Here is a 16,789-nt window from a genome sequence, read left to right as displayed (position 1 = left end):
GGAATCGTGTTCAAAAAATATATAGGAGATTTAGGAAAAATATGCGCATATTGATATTACTTACGCTCGCCTTTGCCTCGAGCGGAATTTGGGCTGATGAAGCCGATCCTGCGACTGCCGAATCCGCATTAAGCGCAGTTGCAATATTAAGAGATGAGACGAACTGGTTATGGACCTGTATCGCGGGCTTTTTGGTATTTTTTATGCAAGCAGGTTTCGCTTTAGTCGAGGCCGGGTTTACCAGAGCAAAAAATACAGTGAATATTCTCATGAAGAACTTCATGGACTTCTCTCTGGGTTCTTTGGCGTACTGGTTGATCGGATTTTCGATCATGTTCGGGCCTCAGATTATTAGCGGTATCGGATTCGGTTCCATATCTTTGGCTGATAGCCTTTTGATGGTGGATGGAAAACCTGATCCGAGCAAGTTTACATTCTTCATATTCCAATTGGTGTTTGCGGGAACTGCTGCAACCATCGTTTCGGGAGCTATGGCAGAAAGAACCAAGTTCGTAGATTACGTAATTTTCTCCGTATTGATCACTGCATTTGTATATCCAATTTTCGGTTCGATAGGTTGGTCCAATTTATTTAACCCGGATAACAAAGGTTATTTGGTAGAAGCAGGATTTATAGATTTTGCAGGTTCCACTGTAGTGCACTCTGTAGGTGGATGGGCAGGACTTGCCGGAACAATAGTTCTCGGACCTCGTATTGGAAAATACCAGGATGGGAAAGTTCTTCCTATCTTAGGTCATAACATGACGATTGCGGCCCTTGGGGTTTTTATTCTATGGTTGGGTTGGTTTGGATTTAATCCAGGGTCTACTACTTCCGTGGGCGGAGGAACTTTCGCTATCATCGCAGTTACGACTAACTTTGCGGCAGCTGCTGGTGCGGTTTCTTCCATGGTAGTAACTTGGATACTTTTCAAAAAACCGGATATAGGTCTTTCTTTGAATGGTGCCTTGGCTGGACTTGTGTCAATCACAGCTCCTTGCGCGAACGTAAGTATCAGTTCTGCGATCATCATCGGACTTGTAGGCGGGGTGCTCGTAGTATTCAGCGTATTATTCTTTGATAAGATCAAAGTGGACGATCCTGTGGGGGCTGTTTCAGTTCACGGAGTTTGTGGAGCTTGGGGAACTATCGCTGTAGGCCTATTCGCAGAGCAGGCTTTTGGCGGAGTGAACGGTCTATTCTTCGGTGGCGGTATCGAGCAGTTATTGGTTCAGCTACAAGGTGTAGGGATTGGATTTGTTTGGGCATTCGGAGCGAGTTTAGTGATCTTCTTAGCGCTCAGATTTACCATCGGTCTAAGAGTTTCTGAAGACGAAGAGATCCAAGGTCTGGATATTCTGGAGCACGGAAACGAAGCATATCCGATTTCCAAATAATCGGATTTACGAAAACCTCCGCAGCCGACTGCGGGGGTTTTCTTTTACGTTGACGAAAAAGAAAGGTTCCGCCCGAATTGAGGTATGCGTTCGGGTTTTTCCATCCGCTTCTTCCAAAAATCGCTTTTCTTACTCTGTTTCCTTTTTTTCGGCTGCTTCGAATACGAAGAAACTTTGACCATTAATTCCAACCTAAGTGGCACTTTGGAAATCTCTTATGTGGTTCCTACTAAACGTAAGTCGGAAGAATCACTGATCAAATTTCTTCCTACCAGAAAGGAAGAGATCCAGAATAGGTTGAACAAGGGATTTTTTTCTAAAAGCCTCGTACTAAAAGATTATACCTTCCAAAAATTAGAAAGTTCAGAAGCAGAACCCGGCGTATTCCGCGAAAAAGCGAAGGTTACTTATAAGGTAGACTTCAGCGATATCTCTCAGTTAGAAAATGTACTTATTGGAAATGTTCAGATCAAAAAAGAGAAGGCGAATACTATATATATTAAAAGAGAATTCCCTTCCATCAGTAAATCTTTGGAATCTATGCAGATGGATGGAGAGAAAAAGGTCTTGAGCGAAACTTTGAGATTGATCCGAGGAAATGCACTTAACTTCAAAGTGAATTTTCCGATCACTTCCGTTTGTTATACGAACCGTGGAGAACAAAGTTTAGGAAGACTTGCTTATAGATTGCCTCTTGCGGACACTGTGGAGAAGTTCGGGAATAAGTCCTGGGACTATCGGATCACCTTCGTCTTCTAATTTTCTATGTGGAGATTGGGTGCCTGCCGCGAAGGCCTAACGGCACATTGCCCTTTGAGCAACGTTGGCAAGCTTGTGCTTACAAGATCCCCAGGTCATTACAATATTTTCCAAATAATTCAAAGCCCTTGCGATCGCTTTCTGTGATTTCGTAATGTAGTTCTTCAGTAAGATAAGTTCTGACTAGATCGGATGGAAGTCTGGATTCTTTTTGGATGATCTCTTCGATATGAGCTAAGCCGTATTTTAAGGAATCCTCATAGAAGCTGTCAGGTAATTCCAATGGTTTTTTAGAAGCCCATAGAGCGAATATAAAAGAAGTCCCAGTGGTCTCGTACCACCATTCTGCCAGGTCTTTTACTTCGTAAACTTCCGGATCCCATTCTGCGAATAATGCGTTGTCCCCGAAAAGCATATGGGAGCCTCTGCCGATAGAAATTTCTTCTTTAATGATCTTAGGGTCTGTGGGGGCTACTTCCGGTAATTTTCCAGAATCATTATGTACTAATACTCTGACCAAGGCCATGCTGGTCCTCGAGCCGTTGTCTGTGAGGATCCGATAAGGGGGGTAGGCTTCCTTTTTATTTTTGAAAAACTTAATGGAGCGGACTTGCTTAGAGGCGCAGACTCCGACTTTCATGGAAACGGAAAGAACATCCTCGTTTCGTAGACATTCGATGGAGGATATTAGCCCAACATCTACCAGGCCACGTAATAAATAATCCTTTAAAAGGGAGGGATTTTCCGGGACAACTTTATGTTCTGAATTCTGCTCGAATCCCCACGTTAGGGGACGGGCATTCAGATGTTTGACGATTCCAATTCTCACTTATTGTTTTTTTCCAGAAAAAAGATCCGTTTTTTTAGCCTATTTACCAGAAAAACGACGCTTCCCTTCTAAGCCAGAAAAAATAGTTTTTCCTTTCCTTTTCCAGGCTGTTTCCCGACTGTATTCCGAGGTAGGGACCTGTTCGTCCAATCTATGGAATGAGTCCGTCGAAACCGATGTTGATCAAAGTAGATTATGAGATCCTAAACGGTGATCATGAGGCTTTGCGTGCCTATTTGAATTCTCACGTAGAAGGGAATCCTGCTTCTGTAATTTTGGATCTGGATGAGGTGCAGGTGCTTACCTCGGTCGCTTTAGGGACCCTGGTTGCTTTTGCAAATCGTCTTCGAGGCCAGGGTGTACTTTTGGAAACGATTAATGTTAGCCCTAAATTATTGGAAATTATTAAGTTAGTCTCTCTGGACCAGGCATTGGGTATTCGCTGATTTATGGATGATAATTTTTCCAGTTTCTCTCAGATCACGGACGAAGAGTTCAAATTCATCAAGGATTTGATGTATAAGGAAACCGGAATATTCTTGGCGGATCATAAAAAGATAATGGTCCAATCCAGGTTAAATTCCAGGGCAAGAATGCATAAGATGCAGAATGTTTCGGAATATATCCGAGGCCTGCAAGCTGACCGTAAGTTTTTCCAAAGTGAACTCACCGAACTCATCAATCGTATTACAACTAACAAAACTGATTTTTTCCGAGAAAACCATCATTTTGAATTTCTAAAAGAAACCTTCTTTCCTTCCGTTGAGGAGAAGGCTTTGAAGTCCGGGAAAAAGCAGCTCCGTATCTGGTCCAGCGCTTGTTCGACAGGTGAGGAGCCTTATACTATAGCCGTCACATGTGCTGAATATTTTATGCATAAGCCTGGTTGGGATATTAAAATATATGCATCCGATATTGATACGAATGTAGTACAAACCGCTCAAGAAGGTATTTATAAAGCGGATCGTTTAGAACCTGTGAGTGAAGCTCTTAAAAAAAGATATTTTCTGAAAGTGAAGGACCTCTCCGGAAAAAATCAGGATACTTATCAGGTAAAACCTGAGATTAAATCCATGATCGAATTCCATAAGGTAAATCTTTTGGAAACTCCTTATCCGATAAGGGAGAAGATGGATTGTATCTTTTGCAGGAATGTGATTATATATTTCGACAAGCCTACCCAAAAGAAAATTTTCGAGAACTTCGAGCATGTTTTGAAGGATAGAGGACTTTTGGTGATCGGCCATTCCGAGACTCTTTTTGGGATCTCAGAAGCATATAAGTTCTTAGGTCATACTGTTTATCAGAAAAAACCTAAAATTTGATATTTGTCGGAGAAAATCCTATGTTCAAAGTATTTTATGTTTTTATAATGCTCTCTCTTTTTTCCTTTTCCTCCTGCAAAAATAGAGAAGATAAGGAACTCGCAGAATGGGTGGGGAAGGGCGCTTTAGTCGTGGATGTAAGAAGTCCTAACGAATATGAAAAGCGTCATTTTCCTGGCGCAGTTAATATTCCAATCGATAGTCTGTCTTCTAGAGTGGAAGAGTTGGGACCTAAGGATAAACAGATTATCCTATATTGCCAATCGGGAGGCCGTAGCCTGAGAGCGAAAACTTTCTTAGAAGAAGAAGGTTTTTCCCAAGTAAGGGACGCAGGGAGAATAGACCGTCTATTCTCCGTCGTTTCCGAGTGAATCTTTTAGTTTAATATCCTAAACGATCAGAGTTTGAATTTTTCGGAGATATTTTTGAGTATCTCCGCCGTATTCGATAGGTTTCTGGAAGAAGAGGACATTTGTTCCGCTCCTGATGCAGTATTGATCGTATGCTCGTTAATCTGCATGATCACTTGAGAAATTTCCGAAACAGCTTTTTTCTGTTCGTCTGCGGCTAATTTTACCGCTTCGGATTCGATCCTTACTTTCCCTGCGTTATCCGTTACAGCTTGGTTTATATCCGTTTGGGAACCGGTTATGGAATATAATCTGTCCATCGCATCGGAAACTTGATCCACATTCCGGATAATCGCGTGAATGATCTCTGTAGATGCCTGTATCCCTTTTGCTCCGCTATCCAACTCTCCGGTATTTTTATTGATCATTGCAGAAATGGATTTGATAGAAGAGGCTGTCTTTTCTGAAAGTTTAGAGATCTCTTCCGCAACGACTGCAAATCCTTTTCCTGCTTCTCCGGCTCTTGCCGCTTCTATCGCTGCATTCAATGCAAGAAGTTGAGTTTGTTCCGAGATATCATTGATGATCCCGATGATCGCGGTCATTTCTCCGGATGATTTCAAGATATTCGAGATCATTGCATTCATTCCGGAAAGGGATTCTTCTCCCTTTTTTGCCTGGAGGGAAATCGATTTTGCCATATTCAGGGTAGCTTGGACTTCGTTTCCGATCTGGTTCACACTTTGAGAAAGTTCTGTGATCTTGATCTGGAACTGTGAAATATTCGCATACTGATTATAGATGGAGCCGGAAATATTGTCCATCCCTGCGGACATCTCTTCTACAGTGGCCGACATTTCTTCCGTAGAGGCCGCTGTGGACTGTGCTCCATTGGAGAAGTTTTCCGAACTCGCAGATAGTTCTTCTGCGGAAGCCGCAAGTTCTTGGGAAATTTTTTGGATATCCCTTACGGAAGTTCTTAAACTTTCTAAGAAAGAGTTGGTGTCCTTGCTTAGATCTCCTATCTCATCTTCATGATAAACTTTTAGACTTGCTGTTAAGTCTCCAGTAGACATGGAGCGGAATAATTCCCTCGCTTCCTGTAAAGGATGAAGGCGAACATTCACTATTTTATAAATAATAAATATAGAAACGACCAGGAAGACGAGTGCAAATGCGATGATCCTGAATAACATTTGGTGAACTACTTCTGCAAGTTCGTCTTTTGATACCACCGCAGAAACTCTTAACCCGTATTCTGGAACATCATAGACTGTTGCAATTTTGTCCTTTTTAAAAAAATACTCCATATGCTGCTCAGAGGGAAGGGTCATTAGTTTTTTGCCCCAATCCGTTTTACTTAGATCCAGCTTTAAGATGAGCGATTTGTCTGGATGTCCTACGACTACTCCGTTCATGTCGGTGATTGCGATATATCCGTCCGATCCGATTGTGATCCCACTGACGATTGCTTCTGTCATTTTGCTAAGTGAGATCGCAAAGCCTAAGATACCTACAACTTGGTTTCCGTCTTTGGTCGGAACAGTAAGAACAGCAACTGCTTCTCCTGTCACAGGAGAAGGATTTACCTTACTTAAAAGATTTTTTCCTTCTAATGCGGCTTTGATGTTTGCGTCAAAACCGGTCCCTCCCCAGCGGAAATTAATCGCTTTTCCAGTAGCATCAGCGAATACTAAGGGATTTTCTTCCGGCGTAGATAAAAATACATTCTCGTAAGTATCAAATTTTTTGAATACGTTTGCAAGTGTTGGATTTAGACTTCCCTTATCTTTTGCAATTGTTGCTTTGACAAATGGGGTGTTGGAATTAACGAATTCCGCCAAAGTTGCCTGTTGATCGAAGAAGAACTTGATATGCTTTCCCGCGAGCTTCGAGATCTTTTTCATCTCGTCTATATAAGCTTCTTCCACATATTTTTTTGCGGTAAAGTATGCGAAGGAGGAAACCCCGACAGTAAGTAGGACTATAGTAATTGTACTTACTGCGAGTATAATGATCTTTAAACTGTTTCTTTGCATTTTGTTGAGTCGAATCTGGATCGGATTATATTTTAAATTTTTCGGTTATATTTTTCAGCACTTCGGCAGTAGTTGCGAGATTCTGAGCAGACGAGGACATTTGTTCGGAACCTGATGCAGTATTTAAAGTATGTTCATTTATTTGAGTGATTACTTGAGCGATCTCTCTCACTGCTCTTTTTTGTTCATCGGTTGCGAGTTTTACGCCTTCTGCTTCTGTTCCAACACGATCAGATTGTTCGTCTACGGATTTGTTCACTGATTCTTGTGCAGAAGTAATCTCGAATAGATGATTCATCGCTTCTCCAACCGAGTCCACGTTTTTGATAATGCTATGTAGTATCTCTACGGAAGAACGAATTCCTTTAGCGCCTTCATCCAATTCCGAATTATTCTTATTGATCATCTCACCAATGGATTTGATAGAAGAAGCGGTTTTGACTGAAAGTTTGGAAATTTCTTCTGCGACGACTGCAAATCCTTTTCCTGCTTCTCCCGCTCTAGCAGCTTCTATCGCTGCATTCAATGCGAGAAGTTGTGTTTGGTCGGAAATATCGTTAATGATACCGATGATAGATTTCATCTCTCCGGAAGATTTCAGGATATTTTCTATCATATTACTCATTCCAGTTAGTGAGCTTTCTCCTCTTTTTGCTTCTTGGGAGATGGACTCAGCTATTTGTAGAGTATTTTTGATCTCAGAGCCGATCTTTCTGACTCCGGAAGATAGTTCCTTTATCTTAGTATGAAATTCTAATATATTCGAATATTGCCTATCTGTGACCGAGGAAATATTTTCCATACCTGCCGACATTTCTTCAACAGTAGCAGACATTTGTTCGGAAGAAGCAGCGGTGGACTGAGCTCCTGTAGCAAAACTCTGGGAAGAGACTGTTAATTCTTCCGCGGAAGACGCAAGTTCCATTGCAATTCTTTGGATATCCTTGAGAGAAAATCTAAGGCTTGAAATAAAAGAATTCAGATCCGCACTCATGGCACCAATCTCGTCGCTATATACAACTTGAATGTCTGAGGTCAGATCGCCTTGTGCCATGATCTGGAAGAGTTTGCTAGCATTCACTAATGGATCCAATCTCTTCTTTAAAAGAACATAAAGTAGGAAAATGGAAATTCCAACTGTGACCAAACTGATTAATCCGATGGAGAGTAATAGTTCTCCTAATGCTTCTCTGATCTCTGTTTTGGGCTGGATTGCAATTACTGACATTCTCCATTGGTCCAATCTGAAAATAGTGGAGTAACGATCCGCACCTTTAAAACTGAATTCGAAAATTTCTCCACTCTTTAATTCTAACATTTTTTGGCCGTAAGGTTCTTTGGCCACATTCAAGTTCATGATCATTTCTTTTTTAGGGTGAGCGATCACGAGGCCTGTTTGGCTCATTACGGAAACGTAACCTTGTTCTCCGATACGGATCTTATTGATTACTTTTTCGGAAACATCTTCGAAAGAGAGTGCTATGTTCAATACTCCGACTATATTTGCGCCGCTACGGATCGGAACGGAGATCACTGCAACAGGAAGTCCGGTGATTGGAGATTTTTGAGGAGGACCTAAATAATGTTTTCCTTCTTGTACTGCGATGATATTTTCTTTTAGCTCGTCTCCTTGCGCTCTATAACCCAAGGACTTTCCGCCCAAACTATCTGCTAAAATTCTTTTTTGTCCATCCAGGCTCATCACGAAAATGTTTTCGTAAATACCGTATCTTTGGTGTACTTCTTTAAAGAAGTCACCGGCGATCGGTTTACCTGTGAGTGCAGTTTGTATTGCCCTTGGATCTGCAGCCAATGTTTTAGCCACATTGGTATGAGAGAGTAAGAATGCATCGAACTCTTGAGCAACCACCGCTACCACATTCTGCATTTGGTTTAAATGATTTTCTGTGATCTTTTTTTGACCGAAATAGTAGGCATTACCCGAGATCAATAACGTTAGTACAGTAAGAATGACGATGCCAGCGCCTAGAAGAATGAACTTTAAACTGCTTTTTTGCATACTTATAATAAGGCCTTCCTGAGGAGGCTAAGAGTTACAATAATTCGTCGGCCTAATCGGACAATTCCTTTCAGACCTTTGTCACCAGAGCGGATTTTTATTTATCGAGAAGTTGGAACGGAGGCATTCTACCTAGGAAACTAGGACAGTCAAGACATTAGTGCTTTCACGTTAGTGAGTTTATAATCATACTCATTTCGGATTATGGTAAGTATTGGTTTTGTCACAGTTGTTGGAGTTCTAACAAACCCCTGAAAGAATAAAAAAACGGCATGGTTCTTGGTTGCCTTTTGGATAAGCGGGTAGAACTTGGAAAACGACTTGGAACCTGTCCATTATTCGGTGCTCTATCGGGAGATAATTTCTTTCTTCCTTTCCGTGTTCGATAAAGACCGAGAACTTCTTTTTTTGGACGGAACAGCGGGAGAAGGAGGACATAGTCTTCTACTCTTAGAGCAGTTTCCAAATTCTAAGCTGGTTTTGGTAGATCGAGACTCGGTCATGCTCTCCAGGGCCCAAGCAAGACTTTCCGCGTATTCTTCCAGAGTTATTCCTATTGAAGCCAATTTTTCGGACCTTGACTCCGAGTTCTTGAACGGCTTCGGTGTTTCCAATCCTCCCGACGGTATCCTTTTGGATTTGGGGATTTCTACATTTCACCTATTACATGCGGGAAGAGGTTTCAGTTTTAGGGAAAACGAACCTTTAGATATGAGACTTTCTTCTGCCGGTGGTATCTCTGCGGAAGATGTAATTAATACTTATCCTGAAAAAGCTCTAAGCAAAATATTTTACGAGTACGGCGAAGAGCGTTGGACCAAGAAGATTGTAGAAGCTATCTTAGAAAGAAGAAGACATTCTAGGATCGGTTACTCTGGAGATCTCGCACAATTGGTTTCCAGAGTGATTCCTAGAAAATTTTGGCCTCCAGGAAGGCATCCTGCTACAAGAGTTTTCCAAGCCTTAAGGATAGAAGTGAATCAGGAACTTCTTCATATAGAGATTGGGGTCAAAAAACTTTTGGATCTGGTTGCAAAAGGTGGACTCTTACAAGTGATCTCTTTCCATTCCTTGGAAGACAGGATCATTAAAAATTTATTCAGGGACTATGCGAGAGACGGAGAAGCTAAACTTCTTACCAAGAAGCCTGTGCTCCCATCGGATATCGAGACAAAAGAAAATCCTGCGTCCCGTTCTGCAAAATTACGTGTCATACATAAATCACTTCCTACCGATATTGAAGAAGAGGAGGAGGAGGACGAAGAAGAATGAGCAGAGTTTCAGAATTTTTATCCCTTCATCTTTGGCCCGATCTAGGTTTTTTGTTTAGGATATTCGGTTGGGTTCTAGCTCCTTTTAGCATCGCACTTTTATTCGTTTGGCAGAATGTTCAGGTCTCTAGATTGAACCGAGAACTTGCTATTGCTTCCCAAGAAAAAGAAAAACTTTTAAAGAAGAATGATGATTTAAAGATCGGAATGGCGACATATACTTCTGCTCGTAGGATAGAAGCGTTGTATCGTAAAACATATCATTATTTACCGATCACAGTGGGCGATCGGATCATTACAGTGACTCTTCCTCCAGAAAGAAATGAGGCGGAACTTGAAACTTTCAGAGCTCCTTAGTCTTTTTCCAGATATCAAAATAAGTTCAGGATCTTATACTTCGGATGAAACCTTCAACTTTGTCCGCACAGATTCCAGAAAATTAGAACCGAATGATCTATTCTGCCTTCCTGATTCTTCCGGTGATAAAGGTGCAGAATATGCCAAGACTTCTTCCTCTAAATATATATTAATAGGATCTAAATTAAAAATTCCGAAATTAGATAATAAGATCGTTCTTAAAACTGACCTGGATCCGGAAAGTTTAGCCGGGCCGATTGCTTCTATCATTTTAGGAGATCCTTCTTCCAAGCTAAAAGTGATAGGAGTTACCGGAACAAACGGTAAAACTTCTTTAACTCATATCTTGGCTTATCTTGGAGAGTCTCAAGGAAAATCTTGCGGTATCATTGGAACCACTGGTGTTAAATTTAAAGGAGTTTTATCCGACACAGGATATACAACCCCTGATCCAAGTAGCCTACAATCCATTCTGAAAGAAATGTATGATTCAGGAGTGGAATATGTTTTTATGGAAGCAAGTTCTCACGGATTAAAACTGGGAAGAACGAACGGAGTCCATTTTAAAGTGGGAGTATTTTCTAATCTTACTCAGGATCATTTGGATTTTCATCCGGATATGGAAGATTATCTAAATAGTAAGGCCCTTTTGTTTTCTTCCGTAGCTTTGAATCCGGAAACTTTCGGTGTGATAGATTCGGATGCTCCAGGTGGAAAAGATTTTAAATCCGCTGTGGAAACTTCTTCTCCGAACCTTAAAATTTTTTCTCTTGGAAGAAGTTCGGGAGAATTCGAGATCCATTCCGAGGCATTCTCTTTGGAAAAAACTTCTTACCAAATCCGACTTTCGGATGACTGGGGAGGAGATACGGATATCAGCACCAATCTTCTTGGCGGGTTTAATGTTAGGAACACTGCACTTTCATTTGTGACTGCACTTGGTTTAGGCTGGGAGAAAAAATCACTATTAACTGCATTGGAAAGTATTCCTCAGATCCCAGGAAGATTCCAGATCTATTATAGCAAAGATAAGTCTCGCATGGCTGTTGTGGATTATGCCCATACTCCGGATGCATTGGAGAATATTTTAAGAAGTATCCGGGAATCCAGACCAAAGGAGCTTATCGCACTTTTTGGATGTGGAGGGGACAGGGATAAAACTAAACGCCCTAAGATGGCAAAAATCGTCCAAGAACTTGCGGATAAAGTGATACTTACTTCAGATAACCCAAGGACAGAAAACCCGGAGAGTATCTTGGATGATATACAAGCAGGTTTTACTAGCGGATATTCTCCGATGCTTAGAGAGGCAGATAGGGCAAAAGCGATTCTTTACGGGGTCTCTCACTTAAAAGAGGGGGGTTGTCTTCTTGTAGCCGGAAAAGGGCATGAGGACTACCAGATCATAGGCAGAGATAAAAGACATTTTGATGATGGAGAAGAGATCCGAAAGGCATTCGGTATCTAACTTTCGAGCGTCCATAGTCCGGCTCTCCCGGGCTTCCGGAGCAGTGCGACTATAGTTGATCTTGCGCGGACCCTAATCCAAAAAAAATGTCTCAGATCCTGACTTGCGTCGATAATTAAGACAGAGAAGAAGATTTTCTTTTTTACGTTTACTCGTACTTGGCGCGGGCGAATCTGTCTTCATAGAAACGATATGTTTTATTTTTTATACGAAAGATTTTTCCAAGACCTAGATTCCTTAAGACTTTTTAGCTATGTAACTGTTCGAGCTTTGATGGCAGGATTAACTTCTATGTTCCTGACTTTTTGGTTTGGGGGAAGAGTGATCGATTTCTTACACGGATTAAAATTCAGAGAAAGTGTAAGGGATGACGGACCAAAATCTCATAGCGCAAAGTCAGGAACCCCGACCATGGGTGGTTTGATGATCGTATCGGCCTTGGTCGTGTCCGTTCTCCTTTGGGGAAATTTAAGAAATTCTAATATTCTTCTATTACTCGTTTGTTCTATTTCTTTCGCTACTTTGGGATTCATAGATGATTATATGAAATCCGTAAAAAAGATCAAAGGTGGAATGAGAGCTCGCACTAAGTTTGCAGTTTCAGTAGTTTTGGCTGCGATCTTTTGTGTAGTGTTCTTGTATTCTACTGGAGAAGCTCCAAAAGGTACAACAGGTAAGATCCTATTCCATTTGACTGATTTATTCCTACCTTTCGTAAAAGGGCCGATTCTATCCTGGGGTTATTTGGCGATCCCATTTTCAATTTTAGTAATATTAGGATCTTCTCATGGAGTAAACCTAACTGACGGTTTGGACGGTCTTGCCGGTGGAACTGCAGGGATTGTGGTTGGGACTCTTGGGTTGATTGCGTATGTTTCCGGAACACCTGTGGCAGCAAACTATCTGAATATTCCTTATCTTCCTCATGCTCATGAGTATAGTGTATTCCTTGCTGCTTTAACCGGAGCTTTGATCGGATTTCTTTGGTTCAATAGCCATCCGGCACAAGTTTTTATGGGAGATACTGGATCATTGTTCTTGGGAGCTACTATCGGACTTACTTGTGTGATGTTGAAAAAAGAGATCCTACTTATCATTCTGGGTGGGATCTTTGTTGCAGAATCATTGTCGGTAATCTTGCAAGTGGGTTCTTTTAAGCTGACCCAAAAAAGAATTTTTAGAATGGCACCTTTACATCACCATTTTGAGTTGGGAGGAGTTCCTGAAACAAAGGTGGTAATTCGTTTTTGGATCGCAGCGATCATTCTTGCGATCATCTCCTTATCTAGTTTAAAAATTCAATGAAGGCTCTCGGGAGAAAGTTCAAAGATTTTTGGGAATCTCCCGGTTCCCCCTTCGATCTGGTCCTAGTTGGGGCAGTATTCTTTCTTTTACTTTTTGGAATATGTGTAATGTATTCCAGTTCCTCCGTGACTGCATGGAGAGAATTCCAAGACTCTGAATATTTTCTAAAAAAACAATTAGCATGGGCGACCATTGGCCTTGTAGTATTTTTCTTCTTTGCAAATTTTCCTTATAAACGTTTAGAAAGATTCGCGTTAGGCGGAATGATAATCAGCGTTTTGCTTTTAATTTTAGTTTTTATTCCAGGAGTTGGAAAATCCGTAGGGACTTACTACGGAAGAAACTTCCATAGATGGATCGGGATAGGGCCGTATCAGTTACAACCTTCTGAAATTGCAAAATTGGCTGTTGTAGTTTATCTATCTTCTCTCATTGTAAAACTCAAATTGAAAGAGACTAGAGATCCTAAGAAGTTCATTCTTCCTGCAATTTTATTACTAGCGGTCCTAATACTTATCTTAGCAGAACCAGCTTTCGGAACCACGATGGAAATTTTATTCGTGGTGATAGCTTTCGTTTTCTTGTTTGGATTTCCAGTTAGGAATCTTCTTCTTGTAGGATTGGTATCTCTTCCTTTAGCGTATCTTCTGATCAGCCAGGTAGGTTATAGAAGAAAAAGAATGGAAGTTTGGTTGGACCCATATCGTTTTCGTTATGACGAAGGCCATCAATTAGTGACCTCTTTTAGGGCATTTTTAGATGGAGGTTGGTTTGGAAATAAATTAGCCAGCGGATATGCTCATAGATATCTAACGTATAGTCATACTGACTTTGTTCTTGCTACCTATGTGGAGGACTTTGGGTTTATCGGTTTCTTATTCTTCTTTGCTTTGGTAATGATACTTCTTTCCAGAGTCTATGTTTTACTAAAAAGAGTACAGGACCCTTTCGGTTTTTATTTGGGAGCGGGTTTACTTTTCATTTTAGGTACCCAATTCGTTATCAATAGTTATGTGGTAACAGGGCTATTCCCAATCACAGGGATCAGCTTACCGTTTATGAGCTACGGAGGTTCTTCACTTCTCGTGGTTTTGGCGGCCTTCGGAATTCTTGTCAATATAACCAGAAAAGAAAACATAGGCGTATGAGATCGGTTTTAATCGCAGCCGGTGGGACCGGGGGGCATATTTCCCCAGGGGTCGCTCTCGCAGAAAGTCTTGTAAGTCGAAAAGATTCCTTAGGTATCTCTAACGTTTTCCTACATTCTCTTATCCGAAATAAGGATAATCCAGATTTGAAACAAGCTCCTTGCGAAGTCGTCTGGCATAATACTCCTTCTCTTTCCGGAAATATTCTTTTATTACCTATTAGATACGTATTCCAACTTATCCGATCTTGGATCAAGTTTAGGCAACTCAGCGTGGATGCAGTGATCGGTATGGGTGGATATTCCAGCGTTCCTGCTCTTTTATATGCTGTTATTTTTGGGAAAAAATTGTATCTATGTGAGCAGAATTGTATTCCTGGAAAAGTAAATCGTATCTTCTTTAGATTCGCGGACAAAGTCGCCTTTAGTTTTCCCCCTAAGGATACAAAAGTTTCCTGTAGTTGGGAAATATTAGGAAATCCTTTAAGATCCAAAACCGTACCTAAGCTCGCTTTGAAGTTCAGCGAAAAATGGGATCCTAAAAAGAAAAAACAATTTAACGTTTTGGTAATGGGTGGCTCTCAGGGGGCAAGACAGATCAATAATATGGTAGTCAACCTGATGAAACATGAAGTGATCCAGGAACGATTCCGTTTTAGGATGCTTACGGGTACTGCATTATACGACGAAGTTTCGAAAAAAACAAAAGATGCAGATCTTATTTCTTATTCGGATAATATGGCTGAACATTATGAATGGGCCAATTTAGTTATAGCTCGCTCCGGTTCTGGAGTTCTTTCTGAATGTGCGGCTTATGCACTTCCTATGATCCTTATTCCATATCCATTTGCAAAAGATGATCATCAAACTGCAAATGCGAAGTATATGGAGGCAAATGGTGCAGCTGCTTCGCTCGAACAAAGGGATGAGGATGAAAGTAAATTATTCCGTATCCTGAATGAATATGCAGAGAAACCTGAACTTTTAAATGAAATGTCTATTAGATCATTAGAATGTTCTCATGTGGATGCATCTACCGAAACTGCCAGTTTCTTTTTCGAAAATACTAAATAATGGGAAAAAATTCTATCCAACAAAGATTAGGATTTTCTAAACCTTTTTTTCTTGGGATCGGCGGCTCCGGTATGTCAAGCCTGGCGCATATATTGGCGGACGCGGGTTTCGAAGTTTCAGGCTATGATGGTAAAAAAAGCCAAGTCACTGAAAACTTAGGGAAGAAGGGAGTAAAAATATTCTCCAAACTTTCTGATCTAGGAGAGAATGTTGAATACGACGCGGCTATTTATTCTTCTGCGATCCGTTTGGATTCTCATCCGATTGCTATTTTCTTTAAACAAAAAGGGATTCGATTCTTTCATAGATCAGAAGTTTTACATCTTTGTTTTGAACATTTAACTTGTATCGCAGTCGGCGGTTCTCACGGAAAAACTACGACCACCGCGATGACCGCACATATACTCAATGATCTGGGGTATTTTCCTTCCGTGATGGTGGGGGGAGATGTTTCTTTTCTGAATGGAGTGGGCGGTAGATTTTCGTCCGGTAAGATAGGGGTTTTTGAGTCTGACGAATCGGATGGCACATTCTTAAATCATAAGGCGCAGGTGCGTATTCTCACGAATATAGATGAGGACCATCTGGACTTCTATCATACTAGGGAGAAATTATTAGAAGCATTCTCCCAATTTATTTCTTCCGGGACCCAAACCGTGGTCCTGGACTTGGATGATCCCGGAATATCGGATTGTCTAGAACTTATACAGGACAAATCTAAAATTTTCGGATTTACCTCTTCTTCCGAAATAAACCTCAAATCGAAAAATTTCAGAAATTTAGTACATTATAAAATAGAAAATAAGAAGTTAGTATTCTTTTTAGACGGGAAAGAATTCGAGATCAGTTCCAGGTTTCCCGGTAAACATTATCTTACGAATTCACTTGCGGGAGTTCTTGCTGCCTATTCGTTAGGAGCAGATCCTAAAGAAGCTGCTAAATCTGTTTCAGGATACGCAGGAGTCAAACGCAGATTAGAATATATCGGAAATAAGAATGGTGTGGATATTTATGATGACTACGGGCATCATCCGACTGAAGTTCAGGCTGTTCTTTCTTCTATCAGAGAGCTTTCTGGAGGAAGAGGAAAGCCGGTGATCTTATTTCAACCTCATAGATATACCAGAACCCAAAACTTATACCAGGACTTCGCCAAAAGTTTGGACCAAGTGGAAACAGTTCTACTTCTTCCCATATATTCTGCCGGAGAAGATCCAATCCCTGGAGTCTCCTCTGAGCTTATCGCTGACAAGATGAGGATAAGGCCCAAAATCCTTTCAGGAAATTTGGGTGCGGATCTTTCTATATTGAAAGATCTACTTAAATCGGGAGATGTATTTGTAAGTTTAGGAGCGGGAAATGTTCGGGACTGGGGATTGGAATTCTTGAAGTCCTAAATTCTATTTTAGAATTTCGAATAAGCTTATTACTTACTCAAAGTCCGATAC

The 16,789-nt window shown here is 41.0% G+C and carries 15 protein-coding genes; 12 read left to right on the top strand and 3 right to left on the bottom strand.

What is annotated here, in order from left to right:
• The first annotated feature begins 41 nt into the window (after positions 1–41).
• Together CH377_RS12750 and CH377_RS12745 are read left to right on the top strand one after the other, a co-directional pair.
• Positions 42–1,397 carry an ammonium transporter gene (locus CH377_RS12750; protein WP_100724169.1) on the top strand — a complete coding sequence of 452 codons (1,356 nt, stop codon included), beginning with the start codon at positions 42–44 and terminating at the stop codon, positions 1,395–1,397.
• 84 nt (positions 1,398–1,481) lie between these two features.
• Entirely contained in the window at positions 1,482–2,156 is a 675-nt protein-coding gene (locus CH377_RS12745; RefSeq protein WP_100724168.1) for an LIC11874 family lipoprotein, read from the top strand.
• Between the two features lie 79 nt (positions 2,157–2,235).
• Here the strand turns inward: CH377_RS12745 and CH377_RS12740 are convergent, their stop codons facing one another.
• Positions 2,236–2,985 carry a menaquinone biosynthetic enzyme MqnA/MqnD family protein gene (locus CH377_RS12740; protein ID WP_100724167.1) on the bottom strand — a complete coding sequence of 250 codons (750 nt, stop codon included), beginning with the start codon at positions 2,983–2,985 and terminating at the stop codon, positions 2,236–2,238.
• 176 nt (positions 2,986–3,161) lie between these two features.
• Between CH377_RS12740 and CH377_RS12730 the strand changes: the two genes are divergently transcribed.
• From CH377_RS12730 to CH377_RS12720, 3 genes are read left to right on the top strand one after another with little or no spacing between them, the layout of a single operon-like run.
• On the top strand, positions 3,162–3,431 hold the full coding sequence (locus CH377_RS12730) for an STAS domain-containing protein (protein ID WP_100724165.1): 270 nt from the start codon (positions 3,162–3,164) through the stop codon (positions 3,429–3,431).
• Positions 3,432–3,434: 3 nt separating this feature from the next.
• Positions 3,435–4,310 (top strand): CheR family methyltransferase, encoded by an 876-nt coding sequence (locus CH377_RS12725; protein WP_100724164.1) that lies wholly within the window; start codon positions 3,435–3,437, stop codon positions 4,308–4,310.
• A gap of 20 nt (positions 4,311–4,330) precedes the next feature.
• Positions 4,331–4,681, top strand: a complete 351-nt coding sequence (locus CH377_RS12720) for a rhodanese-like domain-containing protein (protein ID WP_100724163.1) — start codon at positions 4,331–4,333, stop codon at positions 4,679–4,681.
• 26 nt (positions 4,682–4,707) lie between these two features.
• Here the strand turns inward: CH377_RS12720 and CH377_RS12715 are convergent, their stop codons facing one another.
• On the bottom strand, positions 4,708–6,699 hold the full coding sequence (locus CH377_RS12715; RefSeq protein WP_100724162.1) for a methyl-accepting chemotaxis protein: 1,992 nt from the start codon (positions 6,697–6,699) through the stop codon (positions 4,708–4,710).
• 25 nt (positions 6,700–6,724) lie between these two features.
• A complete protein-coding gene (locus CH377_RS12710; RefSeq protein WP_100724161.1) occupies positions 6,725–8,719 on the bottom strand; it encodes a methyl-accepting chemotaxis protein in 1,995 nt (664 codons plus the stop codon).
• 309 nt (positions 8,720–9,028) lie between these two features.
• Here CH377_RS12710 and rsmH point away from each other — a divergent pair, with 309 nt between their 5' ends.
• From rsmH to murC, 7 genes are all read left to right on the top strand, one after another.
• Positions 9,029–9,991: a 16S rRNA (cytosine(1402)-N(4))-methyltransferase RsmH gene (gene rsmH, locus CH377_RS12705; RefSeq protein ID WP_100724160.1), complete on the top strand. Its 963-nt coding sequence runs from the start codon at positions 9,029–9,031 to the stop codon at positions 9,989–9,991.
• The gene (locus CH377_RS12700) at positions 9,988–10,347 is read left to right on the top strand and encodes an FtsB/FtsL family cell division protein (protein ID WP_100724159.1); all 360 of its coding nucleotides are present in this window, start codon (positions 9,988–9,990) and stop codon (positions 10,345–10,347) included. The genes rsmH and CH377_RS12700 overlap by 4 nt, the downstream gene beginning before the upstream one ends.
• The gene (locus CH377_RS12695; protein WP_207797615.1) at positions 10,313–11,815 is read left to right on the top strand and encodes a UDP-N-acetylmuramoyl-L-alanyl-D-glutamate--2,6-diaminopimelate ligase; all 1,503 of its coding nucleotides are present in this window, start codon (positions 10,313–10,315) and stop codon (positions 11,813–11,815) included. Before CH377_RS12700 ends, CH377_RS12695 begins: the two co-directional genes overlap by 35 nt.
• A 192-nt stretch (positions 11,816–12,007) precedes the next feature.
• Complete coding sequence (gene mraY / locus CH377_RS12690) at positions 12,008–13,120, top strand: phospho-N-acetylmuramoyl-pentapeptide-transferase (RefSeq protein ID WP_100724157.1); 1,113 nt, start codon at positions 12,008–12,010, stop codon at positions 13,118–13,120.
• Positions 13,117–14,268: an FtsW/RodA/SpoVE family cell cycle protein gene (locus CH377_RS12685; RefSeq protein ID WP_100724156.1), complete on the top strand. Its 1,152-nt coding sequence runs from the start codon at positions 13,117–13,119 to the stop codon at positions 14,266–14,268. The genes mraY and CH377_RS12685 overlap by 4 nt, the downstream gene beginning before the upstream one ends.
• Positions 14,265–15,341 (top strand): UDP-N-acetylglucosamine--N-acetylmuramyl-(pentapeptide) pyrophosphoryl-undecaprenol N-acetylglucosamine transferase, encoded by a 1,077-nt coding sequence (locus CH377_RS12680; protein WP_100724155.1) that lies wholly within the window; start codon positions 14,265–14,267, stop codon positions 15,339–15,341. Before CH377_RS12685 ends, CH377_RS12680 begins: the two co-directional genes overlap by 4 nt.
• Positions 15,341–16,738, top strand: coding sequence for a UDP-N-acetylmuramate--L-alanine ligase (murC, locus tag CH377_RS12675; RefSeq protein ID WP_100724154.1), 1,398 nt, complete (start codon positions 15,341–15,343; stop codon positions 16,736–16,738). Before CH377_RS12680 ends, murC begins: the two co-directional genes overlap by 1 nt.
• The last annotated feature ends 51 nt before the right edge of the window (positions 16,739–16,789 follow it).

This window comes from Leptospira haakeii (genome assembly GCF_002812045.1).
GTDB lineage: Bacteria > Spirochaetota > Leptospiria > Leptospirales > Leptospiraceae > Leptospira_B > Leptospira_B haakeii.
Note: the sequence above shows the minus strand (reverse complement) of the source record. Positions and strands in the feature narration are given on the sequence as shown.

Excerpts from the sequence above, each read along its gene's own strand:
- CH377_RS12750 (WP_100724169.1), top strand. The coding sequence starts at position 42 with ATGCGCATATTGATATTACTTACGCTCGCCTTTGCCTCGAGCGGAATT.
- CH377_RS12745 (WP_100724168.1), top strand. The coding sequence starts at position 1,482 with ATGCGTTCGGGTTTTTCCATCCGCTTCTTCCAAAAATCGCTTTTCTTA.
- CH377_RS12730 (WP_100724165.1), top strand. The coding sequence starts at position 3,162 with ATGTTGATCAAAGTAGATTATGAGATCCTAAACGGTGATCATGAGGCT.
- CH377_RS12725 (WP_100724164.1), top strand. The coding sequence starts at position 3,435 with ATGGATGATAATTTTTCCAGTTTCTCTCAGATCACGGACGAAGAGTTC.
- CH377_RS12720 (WP_100724163.1), top strand. The coding sequence starts at position 4,331 with ATGTTCAAAGTATTTTATGTTTTTATAATGCTCTCTCTTTTTTCCTTT.
- CH377_RS12715 (WP_100724162.1), bottom strand. The coding sequence starts at position 6,699 with ATGCAAAGAAACAGTTTAAAGATCATTATACTCGCAGTAAGTACAATT.
- CH377_RS12710 (WP_100724161.1), bottom strand. The coding sequence starts at position 8,719 with ATGCAAAAAAGCAGTTTAAAGTTCATTCTTCTAGGCGCTGGCATCGTC.
- CH377_RS12700 (WP_100724159.1), top strand. The coding sequence starts at position 9,988 with ATGAGCAGAGTTTCAGAATTTTTATCCCTTCATCTTTGGCCCGATCTA.
- CH377_RS12695 (WP_207797615.1), top strand. The coding sequence starts at position 10,313 with ATGAGGCGGAACTTGAAACTTTCAGAGCTCCTTAGTCTTTTTCCAGAT.
- mraY (WP_100724157.1), top strand. The coding sequence starts at position 12,008 with ATGTTTTATTTTTTATACGAAAGATTTTTCCAAGACCTAGATTCCTTA.
- CH377_RS12685 (WP_100724156.1), top strand. The coding sequence starts at position 13,117 with ATGAAGGCTCTCGGGAGAAAGTTCAAAGATTTTTGGGAATCTCCCGGT.
- CH377_RS12680 (WP_100724155.1), top strand. The coding sequence starts at position 14,265 with ATGAGATCGGTTTTAATCGCAGCCGGTGGGACCGGGGGGCATATTTCC.
- murC (WP_100724154.1), top strand. The coding sequence starts at position 15,341 with ATGGGAAAAAATTCTATCCAACAAAGATTAGGATTTTCTAAACCTTTT.